19 protein-coding genes, 1 tRNA gene and 2 rRNA genes (1 of these 22 cut by a window edge) are annotated in these 20,168 nt (G+C 60.4%); 4 read left to right on the plus strand and 18 right to left on the minus strand.

Annotation, left to right across the window (positions count from 1 at the left end; all coding sequences use genetic code 11):
* The first annotated feature begins 75 nt into the window (after nucleotides 1–75).
* Both KYK33_RS19785 and KYK33_RS19790 read left to right on the plus strand, forming a co-directional pair.
* Entirely contained in the window at nucleotides 76–882 is an 807-nt protein-coding gene (locus KYK33_RS19785) for a hypothetical protein (protein WP_224431614.1), read from the plus strand.
* Between the two features lie 294 nt (nucleotides 883–1,176).
* A complete protein-coding gene (locus tag KYK33_RS19790) occupies nucleotides 1,177–2,127 on the plus strand; it encodes a transposase (protein WP_224431615.1) in 951 nt (316 codons plus the stop codon).
* A 378-nt stretch (nucleotides 2,128–2,505) separates the two neighbouring features.
* On the opposite strand, the gene KYK33_RS19795 is transcribed toward KYK33_RS19790, so the two are convergent.
* The 5 genes from KYK33_RS19795 to norV all read right to left on the minus strand — a co-directional run bounded on the left by KYK33_RS19795 (nucleotide 2,506) and on the right by norV (nucleotide 8,355).
* Nucleotides 2,506–3,717 (minus strand): aromatic amino acid transporter, encoded by a 1,212-nt coding sequence (locus tag KYK33_RS19795; RefSeq protein WP_224431616.1) that lies wholly within the window; start codon nucleotides 3,715–3,717, stop codon nucleotides 2,506–2,508.
* A gap of 291 nt (nucleotides 3,718–4,008) precedes the next feature.
* Nucleotides 4,009–5,226, minus strand: coding sequence for a 4Fe-4S binding protein (locus tag KYK33_RS19800; protein WP_224431617.1), 1,218 nt, complete (start codon nucleotides 5,224–5,226; stop codon nucleotides 4,009–4,011).
* A gap of 92 nt (nucleotides 5,227–5,318) precedes the next feature.
* Nucleotides 5,319–5,660 (minus strand): DUF1971 domain-containing protein, encoded by a 342-nt coding sequence (locus KYK33_RS19805; RefSeq protein ID WP_218329990.1) that lies wholly within the window; start codon nucleotides 5,658–5,660, stop codon nucleotides 5,319–5,321.
* Between the two features lie 50 nt (nucleotides 5,661–5,710).
* The gene (gene norW, locus KYK33_RS19810) at nucleotides 5,711–6,877 is read right to left on the minus strand and encodes an NADH:flavorubredoxin reductase NorW (RefSeq protein WP_224431618.1); all 1,167 of its coding nucleotides are present in this window, start codon (nucleotides 6,875–6,877) and stop codon (nucleotides 5,711–5,713) included.
* Nucleotides 6,874–8,355: an anaerobic nitric oxide reductase flavorubredoxin gene (norV, locus tag KYK33_RS19815; RefSeq protein WP_224431619.1), complete on the minus strand. Its 1,482-nt coding sequence runs from the start codon at nucleotides 8,353–8,355 to the stop codon at nucleotides 6,874–6,876. The genes norW and norV overlap by 4 nt, the downstream gene beginning before the upstream one ends.
* Before the next feature lie 172 nt (nucleotides 8,356–8,527).
* On the opposite strand from norV, the gene norR reads away from it, so the two are divergent.
* Entirely contained in the window at nucleotides 8,528–10,054 is a 1,527-nt protein-coding gene (gene norR / locus KYK33_RS19820) for a nitric oxide reductase transcriptional regulator NorR (RefSeq protein ID WP_224431620.1), read from the plus strand.
* 140 nt (nucleotides 10,055–10,194) lie between these two features.
* Here norR and hemB read toward each other — a convergent pair whose 3' ends face one another.
* The 10 genes from hemB to KYK33_RS19870 all read right to left on the minus strand — a co-directional run bounded on the left by hemB (nucleotide 10,195) and on the right by KYK33_RS19870 (nucleotide 18,488).
* Nucleotides 10,195–11,214: a porphobilinogen synthase gene (gene hemB, locus KYK33_RS19825; RefSeq protein WP_042039593.1), complete on the minus strand. Its 1,020-nt coding sequence runs from the start codon at nucleotides 11,212–11,214 to the stop codon at nucleotides 10,195–10,197.
* 3 nt (nucleotides 11,215–11,217) lie between these two features.
* A complete protein-coding gene (locus KYK33_RS19830; RefSeq protein WP_042039604.1) occupies nucleotides 11,218–12,003 on the minus strand; it encodes a TatD family hydrolase in 786 nt (261 codons plus the stop codon).
* A gap of 165 nt (nucleotides 12,004–12,168) precedes the next feature.
* The gene (gene tatC / locus KYK33_RS19835; RefSeq protein WP_042039594.1) at nucleotides 12,169–12,921 is read right to left on the minus strand and encodes a twin-arginine translocase subunit TatC; all 753 of its coding nucleotides are present in this window, start codon (nucleotides 12,919–12,921) and stop codon (nucleotides 12,169–12,171) included.
* Nucleotides 12,918–13,394 (minus strand): Sec-independent protein translocase protein TatB, encoded by a 477-nt coding sequence (gene tatB / locus KYK33_RS19840; RefSeq protein WP_224431621.1) that lies wholly within the window; start codon nucleotides 13,392–13,394, stop codon nucleotides 12,918–12,920. The genes tatC and tatB overlap by 4 nt, the downstream gene beginning before the upstream one ends.
* A 3-nt stretch (nucleotides 13,395–13,397) precedes the next feature.
* On the minus strand, nucleotides 13,398–13,643 hold the full coding sequence (gene tatA / locus KYK33_RS19845; protein ID WP_005900501.1) for a Sec-independent protein translocase subunit TatA: 246 nt from the start codon (nucleotides 13,641–13,643) through the stop codon (nucleotides 13,398–13,400).
* A 42-nt stretch (nucleotides 13,644–13,685) separates the two neighbouring features.
* On the minus strand, nucleotides 13,686–15,323 hold the full coding sequence (ubiB, locus tag KYK33_RS19850) for a ubiquinone biosynthesis regulatory protein kinase UbiB (RefSeq protein WP_042039597.1): 1,638 nt from the start codon (nucleotides 15,321–15,323) through the stop codon (nucleotides 13,686–13,688).
* Nucleotides 15,323–15,931, minus strand: coding sequence for a ubiquinone biosynthesis accessory factor UbiJ (locus tag KYK33_RS19855; RefSeq protein WP_224431622.1), 609 nt, complete (start codon nucleotides 15,929–15,931; stop codon nucleotides 15,323–15,325). The genes ubiB and KYK33_RS19855 overlap by 1 nt, the downstream gene beginning before the upstream one ends.
* Nucleotides 15,932–15,940: 9 nt before the next feature.
* Nucleotides 15,941–16,693 carry a bifunctional demethylmenaquinone methyltransferase/2-methoxy-6-polyprenyl-1,4-benzoquinol methylase UbiE gene (ubiE, locus tag KYK33_RS19860; RefSeq protein ID WP_042039599.1) on the minus strand — a complete coding sequence of 251 codons (753 nt, stop codon included), beginning with the start codon at nucleotides 16,691–16,693 and terminating at the stop codon, nucleotides 15,941–15,943.
* Nucleotides 16,694–16,758: 65 nt separating this feature from the next.
* Nucleotides 16,759–17,136 carry a fluoride efflux transporter CrcB gene (gene crcB / locus KYK33_RS19865; protein WP_042039600.1) on the minus strand — a complete coding sequence of 126 codons (378 nt, stop codon included), beginning with the start codon at nucleotides 17,134–17,136 and terminating at the stop codon, nucleotides 16,759–16,761.
* An 86-nt stretch (nucleotides 17,137–17,222) separates the two neighbouring features.
* Complete coding sequence (locus tag KYK33_RS19870) at nucleotides 17,223–18,488, minus strand: cytosine deaminase (protein WP_224431623.1); 1,266 nt, start codon at nucleotides 18,486–18,488, stop codon at nucleotides 17,223–17,225.
* A 149-nt stretch (nucleotides 18,489–18,637) separates the two neighbouring features.
* Here KYK33_RS19870 and KYK33_RS19875 point away from each other — a divergent pair, with 149 nt between their 5' ends.
* The gene (locus KYK33_RS19875; protein ID WP_042039602.1) at nucleotides 18,638–18,841 is read left to right on the plus strand and encodes a hypothetical protein; all 204 of its coding nucleotides are present in this window, start codon (nucleotides 18,638–18,640) and stop codon (nucleotides 18,839–18,841) included.
* Nucleotides 18,842–18,906: 65 nt separating this feature from the next.
* Here KYK33_RS19875 and KYK33_RS19880 read toward each other — a convergent pair.
* The 3 genes from KYK33_RS19880 to KYK33_RS19890 all read right to left on the minus strand — a co-directional run.
* Nucleotides 18,907–18,982 (minus strand) — tRNA-Thr (locus KYK33_RS19880).
* Between the two features lie 105 nt (nucleotides 18,983–19,087).
* Nucleotides 19,088–19,202, minus strand: a 5S ribosomal RNA gene (gene rrf / locus KYK33_RS19885).
* A 124-nt stretch (nucleotides 19,203–19,326) separates the two neighbouring features.
* Nucleotides 19,327–20,168 (minus strand): 23S ribosomal RNA (locus KYK33_RS19890) (it continues 2,048 nt past the right edge of the window).

Consider the following 20,168-nt stretch of genomic DNA (forward strand, 5'->3'; position numbering starts at 1 on the left):
TTAAGGCGCCGTTTTTATTTCAAAAACTTTACGATAAAATTCACTCACTATAACAACATTTAAATGGATTATTTTATGGGGAATATAATTATTTATCTTTGCTTATTAAAGGCATTGAGTAGACCAGCACCATCCCCAGTACCACGAAGTGGTAAAGAGGGTCTGGCTATGAACTGTTATTTATGTGGTATAATTCTACCAAACAACTCTATTTTATGGGCAGAGTCAGTTAACAGGGAGTTTGTTAGAGGCTATACAATTGACGGAGAAACTGAAGAAAAAATTTATCAGGATTTGCCCTTGTGCATGATTCGTTCATCTCAGCTATACATTAAAAAATTCAAAGGGATTTACGATTACTCATTTCGCAACGGCTTGAATTTTATAATAAAAGATATAACTTATTATATTGACTTTAAAATATTTATAGTTAGAAGAATACATAACTTCAACCAGAAACCTTTTAATAAACACCCACTTCAAAGCAAAAAACGAACAGAAATATTAAAAATTCTTTTAGAGCAATATGCATCTAGAAACTCTGAATTTAATGTCGTTTCCCTTATGGTGCATATACACTCTAGTAAATACTTTAATCATCCAGATAAGGATGCCGCAACTTCTTTACTGAAGCTATATCTTGAGTCTTTTGTAGAATCTGGAGAGATAATAAAAACTCAAGGAATCAATTACAAATTAACAGGAAAAGCTATTGTTACCTTAGAAGCGTATGAAAATGCAGAGGAAAAACATGCAGAAAATATTCGCCTACAGAAAGTTATCACTTTCGCCACAATAGTCATAATGTTCCTCGCTGCAATCCAAGCAGACCTCATTAAAATGCCAATAATTATTGACCTAACTGGATGGTGGAAAAGCTAACTGGTTGGGCTGTGCGTAGCGAAGCTCAACCTTTACCACAAATTACTACCCCCCCCCCTCATCCCCAACCCTTCTCCCGCGAGGGGAGAAGGGGATAGAGCCCGTAGGTTAGATCAACGTAGCCTAATCGAGATTTAGAGACACTCATATCACAGTTCACACCAAGTGAGCATACCGATCTGCTGGCGTGGATCGGTGACATCACAAAAGCTGGGACACCCACCTAATCCCTGCTTTGACAACTCACTCCCCCTCCACTTTCCTTAAACCGTGAGACCCAAGGAGAGAGCAGCCATGACCATCGCCCGTTCACGCCAGATCAGCCTCGCCGATACACCTTACTACCACGTGGTCAGCCGCTGCGTCCGGCGCGCCTTTCTTTGCGGCCAAGATGATCACTCAGGCCAAAGCTACGAGCACAGGCGCCAGTGGGTTGCCGACAAGCTGGGTCAGCTGTCGCAGGTCTTTGCCATCGGCATCTGCGCCTATGCCGTGATGAGCAATCACTATCATCTGGTACTCAAGGTGCAGGCCAACATGGCTAATGAGTGGAGTGAGCGGGAGGTGGCGGAGCGCTGGTCCCGTCTGTTCCAGTGGCCCCTACTGGTACGTCGCTGGTATCAGGGGGAGGAACTGATAGCACCCGAGCTGGAGGTAGTGCATCAGCTGATAACCCAGTGGCGGGATCGTCTCTATTCCATCAGCTGGCTGGTGCGCTTGCTAAACGAGTCGCTGGCCCGCCAGGCCAATCAGGAAGATGGCTGCAAGGGTCACTTCTGGGAGGGACGCTTCAAGAGTCAGGCTCTGCTCACCGAGTCGGCGCTGCTGGCCTGCATGACCTATGTTGACCTCAATCCCATACGGGCAGGTATCGCCGCCACACCGGAAGAGAGCGATTTCACCAGCATCCAGCAACGCATCGAGCAAACAGCTGATCTAGCCACACAGACCCCCTTGCTGCTGCCTTTTGCAAGAGAAGGAAAGCCTGAGACACTCCCCTGCAGTTTTGCTGATTACCTGGCTTTCGTAGATTGGACAGGACGAGCCATTCGCCTGGATAAGCGTGGCCATATCCCGCATCATCTCGTACCTGTACTCCAGCGCCTGGGCATGAACGAGGAACAGTGGCTGGGGCACGTCACCCTGTTTCGGCGCCAGGGTATCCGGGCGATTGGCGACAAGGTTTGTTGCCAGCGCTACGCCGCCCACTGTGGCCAGACGCGATGTCACCAACCTCATCTTTAATACCTGTGGGTCTGCGCTAGCGTGCCACAGTCCTTTTTGATTAGAGGAACAGGCTCTTACGTGTCATAAATACTGACCGCTAGGTTGAAGCACCCTCATCTATAGCCACCTGACCCTCACCATGGCCCATGGCGGGATCCCACTATGCTGCTGCATGCGTTTCAGACCCTGAATACGCCAAAGTGTGAATGGTCCCTTCCGTGCTATGTGTACTCCTCAATCAAAGGTGGGTGTCCTGATTAAAACGTCCGTGTTATGTGTACTCCTCAAAGGTGGGTGTCCTGATTGAAACGCCAGACGATGGCACTTCAGCATAAAAACGGCGCCCCAAGGCGCCGTTTTACTGCATCCCAACCGATGACGTCGGAACTGATCGAGTCAGCCGGTATAGACCGGCAGCAATCCCGCCATGTTGAGCAGGTGGAACAGCGCGGTCAGTACCCCGAACAGGAAGACCCCCGCTATCACCGGCAAACCACCCGGCACCCGGAAACCGTCGCTCTTGCCACTCTTGCGCACCTTCCAGGCCAACAGCGCCGGAATGATGCAGGTCCAGAGGGTCGCCACGGCGCCAGCGTAGCCGATGGCCATCAGGAAGCCGAACGGGAACAGCAGGGAGAGCAGCAACGGCGGCAGGAAGGTCGCGGCCCAGGACTTGGCGCGGCCCTGGCGGCTGTTGTCGAACTTGAACAGATCCGCCAGATAGTCGAACACCCCCAGGCCCACTCCGATGAAGGAGGAGAGGATGGCGGCCATGGAGAAGAGGTTGAGGGCGTTGGCCACCGCCTCAGACTCGATGACCGAGGCCAACGCCTTGAGCAGCACATCGACGTTGCCCCCTTGTGCCACCACGGGGCCGAACTCGCTGCGCGGCAGGTTGCCGAACACGCTCACCAGCCAGACCAGGTAGAACAGCAGCGCGATGGCGGTGCCACCGAGGATGGCGTAACGGGCGCGGCGCTCCTCACCGTAGTAGGCGCGCATGGAGGAGACCGAATGGTGATAACCGAACGAGGTCAGTGCCACCGGCAGCATGGCCAGCGCATAGGGTGCATAGCTGGCGTGCTGGCTCAGGGTATCGAACAGCAGGGTCGGTTTGATGTTGAGGGAGAGACCCGAGATGCCGAACACGAAGCTCAGCCCCATGGAGATGACCAGCACCACGGAGATGCGATCCACCGCCCGGGTCGAATGCCACACCAGCAGCGAGAAGCAGAGGGTGAACAGGATAGAGGCCCACTGGCTGCCGATGCCGGTCATGCCATCTATGATGAGCCCCGCCGAGGTGATGTAGGCGTAAAGCAGTATGCCGCCGACGAAGTAAACGGTGAGGTTGTTCAAGGCATTGACCTTGTCCCCCAGCAACTCTCGGGTCACGGTATCGAAGGAGACGCGCAGCGGATAGCCCTGATAGGATTCGAGCAGCAGCCAGCCGGAGATGGTCATCACCACCATGGTCAGGGCAATGGCCAGGATAGACCAGATGGTCCAGGCGCCCGCCCCGGCACTCGGCAGCCCCAGCATGCCAGCTCCCACACAGACGCCGGCAATGATACATGCCCCGCCCACCAAAGATGGTTTCTGTCCCATTTACTTCTCCAAAGACGATTGTTGATCTGATCGCGACCGCGGACCGTTGCATTTGCTACGCCGGTTGTCATGGTAGATCGCGCTCATCTATGCTGCCGGCGCCCGGCGCTTGCTGCTTCGAAAGCGAAGCAAGGCGCGACCAGGGCTAGCTACCGCCCCGACATGGCAGCAGGGCCATCATGTCGGGGAAGGGACTTTACCTTGCTACCCCTCAGGTATCAAATGCGGGTGCATCCTCCGGCAATCAGGCTCTCCGCACAGGGCGGTTAGCTGCGACTGGCCCATCGACGCTCAATGGACCAGTTGTGGCAGCATTTGCAGCAACTCGTAGCGGTCGGCGAGCGGCGTCTGGCTGACCCAGAACTCCAGCAGGCCGTAAGCGAGCAACGGCAGCACCAGCAGCAACAGGCAGAGCAGGCCCAGCAGCCACTGGGGCTCCAGCCTGCGTGCCTTGCTGCCCAGGTGCAGCGCATCGGCGCTTTTGGGGCAGGCGGCGACGCAGCTCAGGCAGCTGCTGCACTCGAGGCTCTGCACCGCGATCAGCTGGTGCACCTGGATGCGGGACGGGCAGGCCCGGCTGCACCTGTCGCAGTCATGGCCCGCGCTTCGCAGGCAGCGGGCCGGGTCACGGCGAATGCGCAGCGGGGTCAGCAGGCCGAGCAGGGCCAGCCAGGCGCCATAGGGGCAGAGATAGCGGCAGAACCCCTGCCGGAAGGCGGCGGTCAGCAGCAGTACCCAGCCCAGGCAGAGTCCGGAGAGCAGGTTCAGGTTGAAGAAGAAGGCCCCCATCTTCATGTCTGCCGCCTGATGGTAGGGGCTGGCGAGATAGCCGGGCAGAGCGGCGCCGGGCACCGCGATCAGCACGATAAACAGCAGGAAACCGAGCACCAGGAACTTCTGGGTCCGCAGCAGCCCATCGAGCCAGGCTGGTGGCGTCCACTCCCCCGGCAGCAGGCGGCTGCGTAGACGATGCAGCCACTCCCCCACCAGCCCGAGCGGGCAGAACCAGGCGCAGAACGCCCGCCCCAGCAGCAGGGCCGACAGGCTGAGCACCAGCACTGTCACCGTCGCCGCCGGATGGTGCGGATCCGCAATGCCCTGGCCGAGCCAGGCCCGCAGCCCGAGCCCGCCGGCGATGGGCAGGAAGCCATCGACCACGTCGGGGCGCACCAGCCAGGGGGTCTCCCCCTGCCCCAACTGCCAGAGATGCAGCCCATACTGCAGCGCCACCAGCCCCCAGCAGAGCAGCAGCAGGTGGCGGGTCCAGGCCCGCAGCGGCTGACTGTCGATATCATTCAGTGCCGGCAACGGCCTGCATCTGTGCCACAGGGCGAGGGGGACGACCACCAGCCCCAGCGCGATCCAGAGGAGGGGATCCGCCGCCATCAGCCAGGCGGCCACCAGCAACGCCAGGGAGAGGCGCCACGACCAGCCGGGCCCGGCCCGCCACTGCAACAGGGCCAGATAGACCAGGCCAGCGGCCAGGGTCAGGGCTTCGGTCAGGCTCATGCTTCTCCCTCATAGCACTCATTCGGATAAGGGGCTCAGAATAACCAACATCTGAGTTGATTATTTTGATCTGCATGGGCAGAGCGCGGTATTCACTCCTTGCGGCTATGGAACAGCGGCCGATCCGACTCGGCCTGCTCGGCCCAGAAGTGGATGTTGAAGCGGGCATCCTCGGACAGCTCGACCCTGTGCCAGTACTGAGGCGGGCTGGTGGCGAACTGGCCGGCGTGGATCACCAGGCTGACCTCAGGCTGTTCGGCCCGCTCGTCGGCGAAGCCGTGATAGGTGACTGTGCCCTCCATCACGCAGAGCTGGCCGAACACCCCGGCCGCGGTGTTGTGATGGCTGAGCAGGGCCGGCGGCACGTTGGCGCGGGTGAAGAAGGGGGTGGAGCGACGAACGACCCAGTGGGTAGGAATAAGCTGCATGGACATGGTAATTCTCCTCGAATGGCCGGTCTGCCCGGCCTTGAATAGTTGACGGATCAGCGGGGCAGCTGGCGCAGCAGCGGGAAGGCGGCGCTCATCTTGTCGCCTCCCACCACGAAGCCGCACAGTTCGCCATCCTCACCGCGCGCCTCGGCCACCATGCCGTGCTGGTTCCAGTGGCACTGCCAGGCGAGATCCTCGTCCTGGGTGCGGCCCGCCAGTTGCAGCGGATAGCGCGGCGTCTTCACCTTCACCAGCATGGGCGGCAGGGTCAGCGGGGTCGGGGTGCCGAGCAGGGTCTTGGCCAGGGCACTGGCCCCCAGCACTATGGGCTGCAGGAAGGGAAGCAGCTGCCCCTGCCACTCGGCGCAATCCCCCAGCGCGAAGATATGGGGATCGCTGGTGCGCAGCAGATCGTCGATCAGTATGCCGCGCCCCACCGCCAGCCCGGCCCCCTGGGCCAGGGCCAGATTCGGCCGCAGGCCGATCGCGGCGATCACCAGATCCTGCTCGCAGGTGCGGCCGTCGCTCAGGGTCACTCGCCAGCCATCGCCGGGCTGCGCGTCTATCCCGGCGATGCCCAGCCCCAGTTGCAGCCTCACCCCCTGCGCGCGCAGCGCCTGCTGCAGTGGCTGCGTCAGGGCGGCGGGCAACAGGGTGCCGAGGGGGCTGTCGGCCAGATCCAGCAGGGTGACCTCGCGACCATCGCTCGCCATGTCCATCGCCAGCTCGCAACCAATCAGCCCGGCCCCCAGCACCAGGATGCGGCGAGCCTGACGGATCGATGCCTCGGCGGCGGCATACTCCTGCAGGCTATTGAGGGTGACAAGGAATTCGCTTCCCGCCATATCGGGCCGCGCCGCGCTGGCGCCGGTGGCCAGCACCAGCTGGCTGTAGGGGAACTCCCCCTGGCCGGTCAGCACCAGCCGCCGGACGGGATCTATGCCGAGCACCGGGCAGTGGGGCAGCAGCGTGATGCGCTGCTGCTCGGCGAAGGCGGCGCCGCTCAGCCGGGTCATGGCCGCGGCGGCGCAGCCCCGGCTCACCACGTGGCTCAGGTCCGGCTTGTTGTACTCGTCGCCGCTGTCGGCGGTGATGAGGCGGATGGGCCACTCGCCGTCCAGCTTGCGCAGGCTCTTGACCAGCTGCTGGGCGGCGAAGCCGCTGCCGATCACCACAATCTCCCGGCTGGTGCCGACCTCGCTCGGAGTGACTGAGTTCATACGCAGGCCTCCAGCGCGCAGGGTTCGAACACCTCCTTGCCGATGCCGCAGCCGGGGCAGAGGAAGCTGTCCGGCACCTGGGCCCAGGGGGTGCCCGGCGCCACCAGCTGATCCGGCTCGCCCTGGGCCGGGTCATAGATCCACTGGCAGACGGTGCAGAGCATGGCCTGGTCGTCATCCCATTCACCGGCAGCCGGTGCGGCTTGCGGCGCCTTGGCGATCACCGGGGCAGGCGTCACGGCCGCCTGAGTGGTGGTGATCGGGCGAGGCGCCTCCAGCGGGTGCAGCGCCCACTGGCGGGCGAGCTGGCGGCCATGCTCGCGGCACTCGGCCAGCGCCGAGCCATCCGGCCGCCACTTGGCCTTGAGGGAGATGCTGATGTCGAAGCCCGCGTCCATCAGCCGGGTCTGGATCCGGTCCACGGCACCACCGGTCCAGCCATAGCTGCCAAAAGCCGCGGCGCGCTTGTTTCTGAAGCGCAGGCCGGTGATCTCCTCCAGCATGCCCGCCACCTTGGGCATCATGACGTTGTTCATGGTGGAGGAGCCCACCAGTATCCCCTTGGAGCGAAACACCTGGGTCAGGATCTCGTTCTTGTCGTGGCGCGCCACGTTGTAGATCTTCACCGCCACGCCGGGATCCACCTCGTGGATGCCCTGGGCGATGGCGTCGGCCATCATGCGGGTGTTGTTGGACATGGAGTCGTAGAACAGGGTGATGCGATCCTCCTGGTAGTGATCGGCCCACTCCAGGTATTTGAGGATGATCTGGGTGGGATCCTCGCGCCAGACGATGCCGTGGGAGGTGGCCACCATGCTCACCGGCAGGTTGAAGCCCAGCACCTCCTTGATCTTGGCGGTCACCAGCGGGCTGAAGGGGGTGAGGATGTTGGCGTAGTAGCGCTGGCACTGCTCCATCAGCTCGGTCTGATCCACCTCGTCGTTGAACAGGTGCTCGTCGCAGTAGTGCTGGCCGAAGGCGTCGTTGGAGAACAGCACGGCGTCTTCGGTCATGTAGGTCATCATGCTGTCGGGCCAGTGCAGCATGGGGGTCTCGATAAACACCAGCTGCTTGCCGTTGCCTATGTCCAGGCTGTCGCCGGTCTTGACCGGCTGGAAGTTCCACTCAGGATGGTGGTGGTGACCGGTGATCGAGTCGATGGCGTTGTGGGTGCAGTAGATGGGGGTACCCGGGATGCGGGCCATCAGCTCGGTCAGGGCGCCGGCGTGATCCTCCTCGGCGTGGTTGATCACCACATAGTCGATGGAGGCGAGATCGATCTCCGCCGCCAGGTTCTGCACGAACTCGCGGCTGAACTTGTGATCGACGGTGTCGATCAGCACGTTCTTCCCTTCGCGGATGAGGTAGCTGTTGTAGCTGGTGCCCTTGTGGGTCTTGTACTCGGTGCCGTGAAAGTCGCGCACCTCCCAGTCCCGTTGGCCGACCCAGTGGATGTTGTTTTTGACGTGAATGCTCATGCGGTGGTTCCTCAGAATGCCATAGCGAATGTTCGACTGAACTCGCTATTGCAGTTGACGTGCCAACTCATAACTCATTGTTTTAAATGTACTTGCATAACAGTCATTGTCATTAAGACAGTCACCAAATATAGTCATAATCACAACACCACTGTCATTTGGACAATACCTCGTGATCTCGACCGACAGCCTGGCGCGCATCGCCCTCGATCTGCAACTCGGCATCTCCCATCAGGACAGATTTCACCGCCTGATCCAGAGCGTGCGCAGCCTGCTGCACTCCGATGCCTCGGCCCTGCTGCGCTACGAGGGGGGCCAGTTCATCCCGCTGGCCATCGATGGCCTGATGCAGGACGTGCTGGGCCGCCGCTTCGCGCTCAAGGATCACCCGCGCATGGAGGCCATAGCCCGCGCCGGCGACGTGGTGCGCTTCCCCGCCGACAGCAAGCTGCCCGACCCCTATGACGGCCTGATCCCGGATCACGACGACTTCAGGGTGCACGCCTGCGTCGGCCTGCCGCTGTTTTCAGATCAGGCGCTGATCGGCGCCCTGACCATAGACGGCATGAACCCGGCCCAGTTCGACGGCATCAGCGACGAGGAGTTGCGGCTGGTGGGGGCCCTGGCCGCCGCCGCCCTCAGCAATGCCCTGCTGCTGGAGCGGCTCGCCCGCCAGAGCAGCGAGCCGCTCAGCCCCTCCCCCCATACCAGCCAGGGGCAGCCGGAGATGATAGGTCACTCCCCCGCCATGGCCCGGCTGCGCCACGAGATCGATGTGGTGGCGAACTCGGAGCTGAACGTGCTGATCCTGGGGGAGACGGGGGTCGGCAAGGAGCTGATCGCCAAGGCAGTGCATCAGGGCTCCCTGCGCGCCAAGGCGCCGCTGGTCTACCTCAACTGCGCCGCCCTGCCGGAATCGGTGGCGGAGAGCGAGCTGTTCGGCCACGTGAAGGGGGCCTTCACCGGCGCCATCCACCACAGGGCGGGCAAGTTCGAGCTGGCCGATCGGGGCACCCTGTTTCTCGACGAGATCGGCGAGCTCTCCCTGCCGCTGCAGGCCAAGTTGCTGCGGGTGCTGCAATACGGCGATCTGCAGCGGATCGGTGACGACACCCCGCTCAAGGTCAATGTGCGCATCCTGGCCGCCACCAATAGGGATCTGAAGCAGGCGGTGGTCGAGGGACAGTTCCGGGCCGATCTCTATCACCGCCTGAGCGTCTTCCCGATCCACGCCCCGGCACTACGGGAGCGTCCCGGCGACATTCCCCTGCTGGCCGGTTATTTTTGCGAACGCTGCCGGGTCAGCCTGGGGCTGGAGCGGCTGCGCATCCTGCCCGGAGCGCTGGCACTGCTCGAGGGTCACGACTGGCCGGGCAACGTGCGCGAACTCGAGCACGCCATCCACCGGGCGGCCGTGCTGGCGCGGGCCGAGCAGGGCAACCAGGCCCCCGCGCTGGATTGCCACCACTTCAACCTGGCGGCCACCGGCGCCCCCTCATCCAGCCGCATCCCTGTGGAACAGGCGGTGCAGCCAATGGCAGGCATGGGGCTGCGCACCGCCACCGACGCCTTCCAGCTCCAGCTGATCGAGCAGACCCTGGCGGCTCAGGACGGCAACTGGGCCGCCACCGCCCGAGCGCTGGAGCTGGACGGCGGCAACCTGCACCGGCTCGCCAGACGGCTCGGCCTCAAGCCCTGAGAGTTGCCCATAACCCCCCTCGCCGCCGGGGAAGTGTGGGATAAGGACATGCTCGCAGGCCAACCCGGCGCAGCGAGTCGCAAGATGCAGATATAACAACGGCTCCCGAGGGAGCCGTTGTTGCAAGCCGCAAGCCGCCATCAGCGCCGGGCATCTTCCTTCAGCCATTGGGCAACCCGCTTGGCGAAGTAGGTGAGAATGCCATCAGCACCGGCCCGCTTGAAGCAGAGCAGGGACTCCATGACGGTCTCCCGCTCCTTGAGCCAGCCGTTCTGGATGGCGGCCATGTGCATGGCATACTCGCCACTCACCTGATAGGCGTAAGTCGGCACGCCGAACTGATCCTTGACCCGGCGGATCACGTCCAGATAGGGCATGCCGGGCTTGACCATGACGCTGTCTGCCCCCTCCTGGATGTCCAGGGCCACCTCGTGGAGGGCCTCGTCACCGTTGGCCGGATCCATCTGATAGCTGGCCTTGTTGCTCTTGCCCAGATTGCTGGCCGAGCCGACCGCATCCCGGAAGGGGCCATAGTAGCTGGAGGCGTACTTGGCGGAGTACGCCATGATCTGGGTGTGCACGAAGCCGTGCTCCTCCAGTGCCGCACGAATGGCGCCAATGCGGCCATCCATCATGTCGGACGGCGCCACCATGTCGGCCCCCGCCTGCGCATGGGAGAGCGCCTGCTTGACCAGGATCTCGGTGGTGATGTCGTTCATCACATAGCCGTCGCCATCAATGATGCCATCCTGACCATGGGTGGTGAAGGGATCCAGCGCCACATCCGTGATGACCCCAAGCTCGGGGAAAGCCGCCTTGAGGGCGCGAGTAGCGCGCTGGGCCAGGGCATCCGGGTTGTACGCTTCCTCGGCCAGCAGGCTCTTCTTGCCAAGCGGCGTCACCGGGAACAGGGCGATGGCGGGCACCCCCAGGGCAACCAGCTCGGCGGCCTCAATCAGCAGCAGATCGATGGAGAGGCGATCCACCCCCGGCATGGAAACCACGGCTTCACGTTGGCCCTCACCTTCCAGCACGAACACCGGATAGATGAGATCATCGACCGTGAGGTGATTCTCACGCATCAGACGGCGGCTGAAATCCTGCTTGCGCGCCCGGCGCAGGCGGCGGCCCGGGAAGGCACCTGGAAGAGTTGTGGCCATGAGTCACTCCTGGATTGGCAGTTGGAAAAACGCGGCGGAAGTGGCCCGGGTATGGGCCAGCAAGGCCTCGGGCGCTTCCGCGCGGCAAGCCGCCACCACCTTGGCGATGTGCGGCAAAAAAGCGGGTTCGTTGCGTTTGGGACGCGGCTTGAGATCCCGGGGCACCAGATAGGGGGCATCCGTCTCTATCATCAGCCGGCCCGCCGGAATGCGAGCCACCTGCTCGCGCAGCAAGAGACCTCGTCGCTCATCGCAGATCCAGCCGGTGACGCCGATGTGCAGCCCCAGGGCCAGGCACTCATCGAGCTCCGCATCGGAGCCGGTGAAACAGTGCAGCACGGCCCCCGGCAGCTTGGGGAGCCAGGGACTCAAGATCTCGATGAAACGGGCGTGGGCATCGCGGCAGTGCAGGAACACCGGCATGTGCAGCTCGGCGGCCAGGGCAAGCTGGGCCTCGAACACGGCATCTTGCACGGGGCGCGGCGAGAAGTCTCGATTGTAGTCCAGGCCGCACTCGCCGATGGCAACCACCTGAGGCAGGGCCGCCAGCTCACGCAAGGCGGCCAGGGTCTGCTCGTCCACCGACTTGGCATCATGGGGATGCACCCCCGCGGTCGAGAAACAGTAGCCGGGCCAGCGGCTGGCCAAGGTGGCGCTCTCCTGGCTGCCCGCCAGGTCGGTACCGGTCAGGATCAGTGCGCTGAGTCCGGCGGCGCGGGCGCGCTCGACCAACTCGTCCTGCTCCCCCGCAAACTGGGGGCTAGTGAGGTTAATGCCTATGTCTATCATGGAGTCTTCAAAAATGCAGATGAAAGCCATCAAGGGCCACTACCATACTCCCCGCGACCGACCATGAAAAGGGCCGATGCCCCAACGGGCATTCAGCTTGTGCCCTCCCTTCTGGCAAGCCACCGCCCCGGCTTGCGCTGGCAAGGCGCAAAAAGAGAGGGGGGCTCAGCCCCCCTCTTCGGTCTCCTCGTCGGCCAGTGGCTCTTTGCGGGTATAGAAACGCGCGAAGAAAACCCCGACCTCGAACAGCATCCACATGGGAATGGCGAGCAGTGTCTGGGAGAAGACATCCGGCGGCGTCAGCAACATGCCGATGACGAACACTGTCACCACCACATAGGGACGCTTGGCCTTGAGGCTCTCCGGGGTGGTGACCCCGGTCCAGCACAGCAATATGGTCGCAACCGGGATCTCGAACGCCACCCCGAACGCGAAGAACAGCGTCAGCACGAAATCCAGGTAGTTGGCGATATCGGTGGCAATGGTCACCCCGGCCGGCGCCGTGCTGGTGAAGAAACCAAACACCAGCGGGAACACCACATAGTAGGCGAACGCCATGCCCGAGTAGAACAGCAGGGCGCTGGAGCAGACCAGTGGCATGATGAGCCGCCGCTCATGCTTGTACAGGCCCGGGGCGATGAAGGCCCAGGCCTGGTAGAGCAGATAGGGGATGGTGATGAAGAAGGCGACCACTATGGTCAGCTTGATGGGCGTCAGGAAGGGGGTCGCCACATCGGTCGCTATCATGCTGGTGCCCGCAGGCAGCTGGCTTATCAGTGGCTCAGAGACGAACTTGTAGATATCGTTCGAAAAATAGACCAGGCAGACAAACACCAGCAGTATGGCGCCAAGGGCATGGAGCAGGCGGGTCCTCAGCTCCACCAGGTGGGCGATCAACGGCTGTTCGGTCTGGCTCATGGCTTGGCCTCCCCATTGAGATCCGGCGATGCAGCCTTGGCCGGTGCGGCCACAGGTTGCTGCGGCTCGGCAGCCTGCGCGTTGACTGGCTGCGCTCTGGCGGCGCCATCGGGCAAGATGCGGTTTTCCGGCTCGGGCTGCGCCTCAGGCTCATCGATAGTTGCCTCCGAAGGCGCAGCCTTGGCGTAGGGATGAGTGACCGACTCGGCCGCCTCCTTCAGCTTGTCGATGGACTCTTGCAGTTCCGGGCTCAGATTGCGCATCTGCAGTTGCTCGGCCTTCTTGAGATCGTTATGCAGCTCTTGCAGCTTGAGCTCTTGCGCCAACTCGGACTTGACCGCATTGGCCGTGCTGCGCACCGCCCGGATCCAGCCGCTGACGGTACGGATGGCCACCGGTAGCCGCTCAGGGCCCAGTACCAGCAGGCCGACGATGCCGACCACGATCAGTTCCCAAAAACCGATATCGAACATGGCTTAGGCCTGATCTTTGTCTTTCTGCTTCGCGCTCTCGTCCTGCTTGGCCGATTCATTCAGCTGCTTGGGATCGAAGTCCGCATCCTTTTGCACCGGTTTGGCATCGGGTTCGTCAGAGATGGCTTTCTTGAAGCCCTTGACCGCAGCGCCCAGATCGCCGCCAATGCCGCGCAACTTCTTGGTACCAAACAACAACACCACGATGGCCGCGATGATCAACAACTGCCAAATACTGATTCCACCCATGATTTTCTCTCCGAAATTGGCGCCGTCAGGCGCGCATTGTGATTAGTGTGAGCGGGCCTTGAGCCAACCGAGCAGCCAGCATACGCCACTGGCACCCAAAGAGACTTGACCCCATTCAATATGTTGTTCGGTAATCAGGAATACACCCGCCAACAGCAGCGCCGCGCCGGTACCAAGCAGATAGCGAGCCTGACCCTGACGACGACTATGACTGCGAAATTCGACAAACAGATGATCAAACTGACGTTGTTGGCTGCGGGCCTGACGCAGGGTCTCGTAAACCAGCTCGGGCAGCTCGGGCAACTTCTCGGCCCAGAAGGGTGCCTTGTCGCGGATCGCGTTCCAGACCGCCTTGGGGCCGACCTGTTCGCGCATCCAGTTTTCCAGGAAAGGCTTGGCGGTCTGCCACAAGTCGAGCTGGGGATAGAGCTGGCGCCCCAAACCCTCGATATAGAGCAGGGTTTTCTGCAGCAACACCAGCTGGGGCTGCACCTGCATGTTGAAACGCCGGGCGGTGTTGAACAGATTGAGCAGCACATGGCCGAACGAGATCTCGGACAGGGGTTTCTCGAAGATGGGTTCCAGCACGGTGCGGATGGCAAACTCGAACTCGTCGACCTTGGTGTCGGCAGGCACCCAGCCTGACTCCACGTGCAACTCGGCCACCTTGCGGTAATCCCGGTTGAAGAAGGCGAGGAAGTTCTCGGCCAGATAGCGTTTGTCCTCCTTGTTCAGGGTGCCGACTATGCCGCAATCTATGCCGATCCAGAGTGGGTTTTCCGGGTGCTCGCGAGCCACGAAGATGTTGCCGGGGTGCATGTCCGCGTGGAAGAAGCTGTCCCGAAACACCTGGGTGAAGAAGACCTCGACACCGCGCTCGGCCAGCAGCTTCATGTTGGTGCCGTTCGCTTCCAGGGCGGCAATGTCGGAAACCGGTATGCCGTAGATGCGCTCCATCACCAACACCTGCTCACGGCAGTGCTCGGAGTAAACCTCGGGCACATAGAGGGCGTCCGAGCCGAGGAAGTTGCGGCGCAGCTGGATGGCGTTGGCGGCCTCGCGCATCAGATTGAGCTCGTCGAGTATGGTCTTGCGATACTCGGCAACCACCTCGACTGGCCGCAACCGGGCGCTGGAGGGGGCAAAGCGGGACACCAGCCGGGCCAGGGCAGTCATCAGCCGCAGATCGGCCTCTATGGTCTGCTCGATATCGGGGCGGATCACCTTGATGACGATCTCGCGGCCATTCTCCTTGAGACGGGCCGTGTGCACCTGGGCGATGGAGGCGGAGGCCAGTGGCGTCTCGTCGAAATCATCGAACAGCGCCTCGATGGGCACCCCCAGACTCTGCTCTATCTGGCTACGGGCCAGCTGGCCGCAGAAGGGGGGTACCCTGTCTTGCAGCAGCGCCAGCTCCTCGGCGATGTCGGGGGGCAGCAGATCGCGCCGGGTCGACAACATCTGGCCAAACTTGATGAAGATGGGACCGAGCGCCTCGAAGGCCAGGCGGATGCGCATGCCGCGACTCTCGCCCTGCTGCCGATTCTTGAGCCAGAACAGGCTACGGCGGGCCAGGCGGCCAGGCCAGGGTTGATACTTGGCCGGCACCAGCTCGTCTATTCCCTGCTCAAGCAGGATGGCGACGATGCGATAGAGACGTTTGAACTCCTTGGGGGTCATCAGGGGATCCGTTGCTCGAGGCGGGCGAGACGCAGTTCGGTGGCCTTGAGGCGCTGGGCCAGCGCATCGACGTCATCGGAGAAACTGGCCACTTCCAGCGGGCCCGGGGCGAGGCGAACCTCTTCGGTGAGATATTCTGCCAGCTGGCGTTGAGTGCGGCACAGCTCGGTCCCTATCGCCTTGCGCGCCTGATGGGCACCGCGAAACAGACTGTGCGCCAGCACGTCCCCGGTGTAACGAGAGAGGTGCTCTTCCCAATCGATATCGAGTTCGCCAAGCAGAGTACTGAAGGCCTGCACCAGCTGGGGATCCCCATGCAAGTCCAGCTTCTCCTCTCGGATATAGCGCGTCAGGGCGGAGGGGTCTTTGAGCAGACCCAGGGCGCTCAGGGAGAGGCTCAGCACGGCATCCGCCTCCCCTTCATGCTGAGCCAGCACATCGAGACGACGCTCCGAGAAGATAAACCAGAGCGGCTTGAGCTCGCGCAGATCCAGCTTGAGCACTTTGCCATTCAGTTTGCGCAACCGCTCCGGGCTCTGATCATCGAGGCGCAGCAGCTGGTTGAGGCTGGTTTCGATCACGGCCGTGACCATGGCATCCATTGGCATACTCGGCCCTTAGAACTTGTAACCACGGTGCAGGGCGACGACGCCCTGGGTGAGGTTGTAGTAATCCACCTGATCGAAGCCCGCCTCCAGCATCATTGCCTTGAGGGTCTCCTGATCCGGGTGCATGCGGATGGATTCCGCCAGGTATTTGTAGCTTTCGCCGTCGTTCGCAACCAACTCGCCCATTTTCGGCAGCAGTTTGAATGAGTAGAGATCATAGAGCTTGGCGATCACCTCACTCTCCGGTTTGGAGAACTCCAGCACCAGCAGGCGACCGCCCGGCTTGAGCACCCGGAACATGGAGGCCAGCGCCTTCTGCTTGTCGGTGACATTACGCAGGCCGAAGCCGATGGTGATGACATCGAAATGGTTGTCCGGGAAGGGCAGGGCCTCGGCATTGGCTTGCACGAAGGAGACATTGTTGGCGACCCCCAGATTGCGCAGCTTGTCGCGACCGACTTTCAGCATGGAATCGTTGATATCCGCCAACACCACCTGCCCGGTCTCACCGACGATGCGGGAGAACTTGGCAGTGAGATCGCCGGTGCCACCGGCCAGATCCAGCACCTTCTGGCCACGGCGCACGCCGGAGCAATCAATGGTGAAGCGCTTCCACAGGCGGTGAATGCCGAACGACATCAGATCGTTCATCACATCGTACTTGGCTGCCACCGAATGGAAGACCCCGGCCACGAGCGTCTCTTTCTCGTTGGCCTCGACGGTTTTAAAGCCAAAATGCGTAGTTGTAGTCGGTTCCGACATCCCTCAAACACCCATAGAACAAACAATGGCCGCCAGTTTACCAGAGCCGCCAGCGTCCGGACACCTTAAACCCGGCTCCCGACCAACTGCATGCCCAGCACCACCATGGCCAGACAGAGGAAGAGGTTGAGCCCCATGTTGAGCACCGCCTTGAGCCAGGCACCTTGCTGGGCCAGCAGCACAGTGTCCAGCGCAAAGGAGGAGAAGGTGGTCAGGGCGCCCAGTATGCCAACCATCAGCAACGGCTTCATAGGGTGTTCCAGCACGTGACCATTGCTGATGAGGGCAAAGGCAATGCCCATGATGAAGGAGCCGAGCACATTGACGGTCAGGGTGCCGTAGGGAAAGTGACGGCCCAGTAGCAGGGCCATCAACTCCGTCATACCAAAGCGCAGACAGGCGCCGATGGCGCCACCACAGGCCACAAATAACCAGGTTTGCATGGTAAATCTCCAAGGGTTTCAGCCGACATTATGCAAAATATCCCCTGTGGTTGACAGGGTCATGGTCGGCCTAATGTTCCCTCAACTCAGCGGCGAAAATCGATGAATTCGCGTTGCGTCAGATGAATGTGAGTCCTGGCAGGCGTCGTTTCGGCAATCAGCTTGCCATGACGAATGGAGTAGCGTACCGGCACCTGACGGCGCACCGCATCGAAGCCGTTCTCGGCGGGCAGGATCAGCAGGTTGGCCGGCTTACCGACCTCGATACCGTAGCGATCCTCTACCTGCAGGGTACGGGCGCTATGGTTGCTGATCAACTTCAAGCCATCGTTGATCTGCTCATACCCCATCAATTGGCAGACATGCAGCCCCATGTGCAGCACCTGCAGCATGTTGGCCGTGCCCATTGGGTACCAGGGATCGAATACATCGTCGTGGCCGAAGCAGACATTGATATTTGCCTCCAGCATCTCCTTGACCCGAGTGATACCACGCCGCTTGGGGTAAGTGTCGAAGCGCCCTTGCAGGTGGATATTGACCAGGGGATTGGCGACGAAGTTGATATCTGCCATGCGTAGCAGGCGGAACAGCCGGGAGGCATAAGCACCGTTATAAGAGTGCATGGCAGTAGTATGGCTGGCGGTGACGCGTTTCCCCCAACCGCGTTCCAGCGCCAGGGTCGCCAGGGTTTCGATGAAACGTGACTGTTCATCGTCGATCTCGTCGCAATGTACATCGATCAGGGCGTTATATCGCTCCGCCAGCTCGAATGCATAATGCAGACTCTCGATACCGTACTCCCGGGTAAATTCGAAATGGGGAATGGCGCCCACCACATCGGCACCGAGGGCCATCGCCTCTTCCATCAGCCCCTTGCCGTTGGGATAGGAGAGGATCCCCTCCTGGGGAAAGGCCACAAGCTGCAACTCGACCCAGGGTTTCATCTCTTCGCGCAGCTCCAGCATGGCCTTGAGGGCGATCAGCTCAGGATCCGACACGTCCACATGGCTGCGCACGAACTGTATCCCATTCGCTATCTGCCATTTGAGCGTCTGCCTGGCCCGGGTTTTGACATCCTCATGGGTGAGCAGGGCCTTGCGCTCAGCCCAGCGCTCTATGCCCTCGAACAGGGTACCGGACTGGTTCCAGCTCGGCTCACCCGCGGTCTGGGTAGTATCCAGATGGATGTGTGGCTCGATAAAGGGGGCCATGGCCAACCCCCCCTCGCCATCCAGACAGTCATCATCCGTCCTGATCCCATTCATGGGGGTCACACTCTCGATCAATCCATTCTGGCAGTGGATCTGCCACAGACCCTGCTGCCCCGCCAGCCTCACATTGGTGATCAACATCCTGCCTCTCCCTATTCTCTAAATGCTATCGGCTTTATTTCACAACAAGTTAACTTGGATCAACGAATGAGAGAAGCCATTGGGTGTGGTTCATACGAGAACTGTTAACATGACTGAGATAGGGATCACCAGAAGCCGGACGGAACAAAATGAAAGAGAAAATGATAGAGATAGGCAGCATTGGCCTGTTTAACGAATATTTGCAGGGTCTGGGGATCCGCAAGCCGCCACTCGATGCCATAGAGAGCCACTGGGAATACCGGCGGGAAGACAAGTTGACTGCCATGGTCACCAAAACACCTTCTGGCGAGGTCAGGTGCTACCTGGATGCCAGGGCGATCTCGTTGAATTGATGGTCCGGTCATCAAAATCGTCAATGCAAAAAGGCCTTCCCGATTGGGAAGGCCTTTCAATTTACTGGTGCTGATACCCAGAGTCGAACTGGGGACCTCATCCTTACCAAGGATGCGCTCTACCAACTGAGCCATATCAGCACACTAACCGGTAAAGAACACACTGTGTGCGTTATCTCAATCTGTTGTCCGCAACAACCTGACGTTGTTACACGACCAATCACATCGCTGTGACTGTAATTAGGAGCCTGGCAGTGTCCTACTCTCGCATGGCGAATGCCACACTACCATCGGCGCTACCGCGTTTCACTTCTGAGTTCGGCATGGGATCAGGTGGGTCCACGGCGCTATGGCCGCCAGGCAAAAAACTTCATCCGGAAAGCTGACGTGAATAACGACTTGGCCTTATTGGCTTGTCGCTATCACTGAATTAGGTAAGTAGTCTCGCACTTGCTACAAGTCTCAGAACACTTCTTGGGTGTTGTATGGTTAAGCCTCACGGGTAATTAGTATGGGTTAGCTCAACACGTCGCCGCGCTTACACACCCCACCTATCAACGTTGTGGTCTCCAACGGCCCTTTAGGACCCTCAAGGGGTCAGGGATGACTCATCTCAGGGCTCGCTTCCCGCTTAGATGCTTTCAGCGGTTATCGATTCCGAACTTAGCTACCGGGCAGTGCCACTGGCGTGACAACCCGAACACCAGAGGTTCGTTCACTCCGGTCCTCTCGTACTAGGAGCAACTCCCTTCAATCATCCAACGCCCACGGCAGATAGGGACCGAACTGTCTCACGACGTTCTGAACCCAGCTCGCGTACCACTTTAAATGGCGAACAGCCATACCCTTGGGACCGACTTCAGCCCCAGGATGTGATGAGCCGACATCGAGGTGCCAAACACCGCCGTCGATATGAACTCTTGGGCGGTATCAGCCTGTTATCCCCGGAGTACCTTTTATCCGTTGAGCGATGGCCCTTCCATTCAGAACCACCGGATCACTATGACCTACTTTCGTACCTGCTCGACCTGTCCGTCTCGCAGTTAAGCTGGCTTATGCCATTGCACTAACCTCCTGATGTCCGACCAGGATTAGCCAACCTTCGTGCTCCTCCGTTACTCTTTGGGAGGAGACCGCCCCAGTCAAACTACCCACCAGGCACTGTCCGCGAGCCCGATTCAGGGCCCTGCGTTAGAACATCAAACATACAAGGGTGGTATTTCAAGGACGGCTCCACGACAACTAGCGTCATCGCTTCAAAGCCTCCCACCTATCCTACACATGTAGGTTCAATGTTCAGTGCCAAGCTGTAGTAAAGGTTCACGGG

The sequence above is a fragment of the Aeromonas rivuli genome (assembly GCF_020149575.1).
GTDB lineage: Bacteria > Pseudomonadota > Gammaproteobacteria > Enterobacterales > Aeromonadaceae > Aeromonas > Aeromonas rivuli.

Coding starts and splice junctions, on each gene's coding strand:
- tatB (WP_224431621.1), bottom strand. CDS start 13,394: ATGTTCGATATCGGTTTTTGGGAACTGATCGTGGTCGGCATCGTCGGC.
- norW (WP_224431618.1), bottom strand. CDS start 6,877: ATGAACTCAGTCACTCCGAGCGAGGTCGGCACCAGCCGGGAGATTGTG.
- ubiE (WP_042039599.1), bottom strand. CDS start 16,693: ATGTCGGAACCGACTACAACTACGCATTTTGGCTTTAAAACCGTCGAG.
- norV (WP_224431619.1), bottom strand. CDS start 8,355: ATGAGCATTCACGTCAAAAACAACATCCACTGGGTCGGCCAACGGGAC.
- tatC (WP_042039594.1), bottom strand. CDS start 12,921: ATGAGCCAGACCGAACAGCCGTTGATCGCCCACCTGGTGGAGCTGAGG.
- tatA (WP_005900501.1), bottom strand. CDS start 13,643: ATGGGTGGAATCAGTATTTGGCAGTTGTTGATCATCGCGGCCATCGTG.
- KYK33_RS19855 (WP_224431622.1), bottom strand. CDS start 15,931: ATGCCAATGGATGCCATGGTCACGGCCGTGATCGAAACCAGCCTCAAC.
- KYK33_RS19790 (WP_224431615.1), top strand. CDS start 1,177: ATGACCATCGCCCGTTCACGCCAGATCAGCCTCGCCGATACACCTTAC.
- KYK33_RS19800 (WP_224431617.1), bottom strand. CDS start 5,226: ATGAGCCTGACCGAAGCCCTGACCCTGGCCGCTGGCCTGGTCTATCTG.
- KYK33_RS19795 (WP_224431616.1), bottom strand. CDS start 3,717: ATGGGACAGAAACCATCTTTGGTGGGCGGGGCATGTATCATTGCCGGC.
- KYK33_RS19830 (WP_042039604.1), bottom strand. CDS start 12,003: ATGATAGACATAGGCATTAACCTCACTAGCCCCCAGTTTGCGGGGGAG.
- hemB (WP_042039593.1), bottom strand. CDS start 11,214: ATGGCCACAACTCTTCCAGGTGCCTTCCCGGGCCGCCGCCTGCGCCGG.
- KYK33_RS19785 (WP_224431614.1), top strand. CDS start 76: ATGGGGAATATAATTATTTATCTTTGCTTATTAAAGGCATTGAGTAGA.
- ubiB (WP_042039597.1), bottom strand. CDS start 15,323: ATGACCCCCAAGGAGTTCAAACGTCTCTATCGCATCGTCGCCATCCTG.
- KYK33_RS19875 (WP_042039602.1), top strand. CDS start 18,638: ATGAAAGAGAAAATGATAGAGATAGGCAGCATTGGCCTGTTTAACGAA.
- KYK33_RS19805 (WP_218329990.1), bottom strand. CDS start 5,660: ATGTCCATGCAGCTTATTCCTACCCACTGGGTCGTTCGTCGCTCCACC.
- crcB (WP_042039600.1), bottom strand. CDS start 17,136: ATGCAAACCTGGTTATTTGTGGCCTGTGGTGGCGCCATCGGCGCCTGT.
- KYK33_RS19870 (WP_224431623.1), bottom strand. CDS start 18,488: ATGTTGATCACCAATGTGAGGCTGGCGGGGCAGCAGGGTCTGTGGCAG.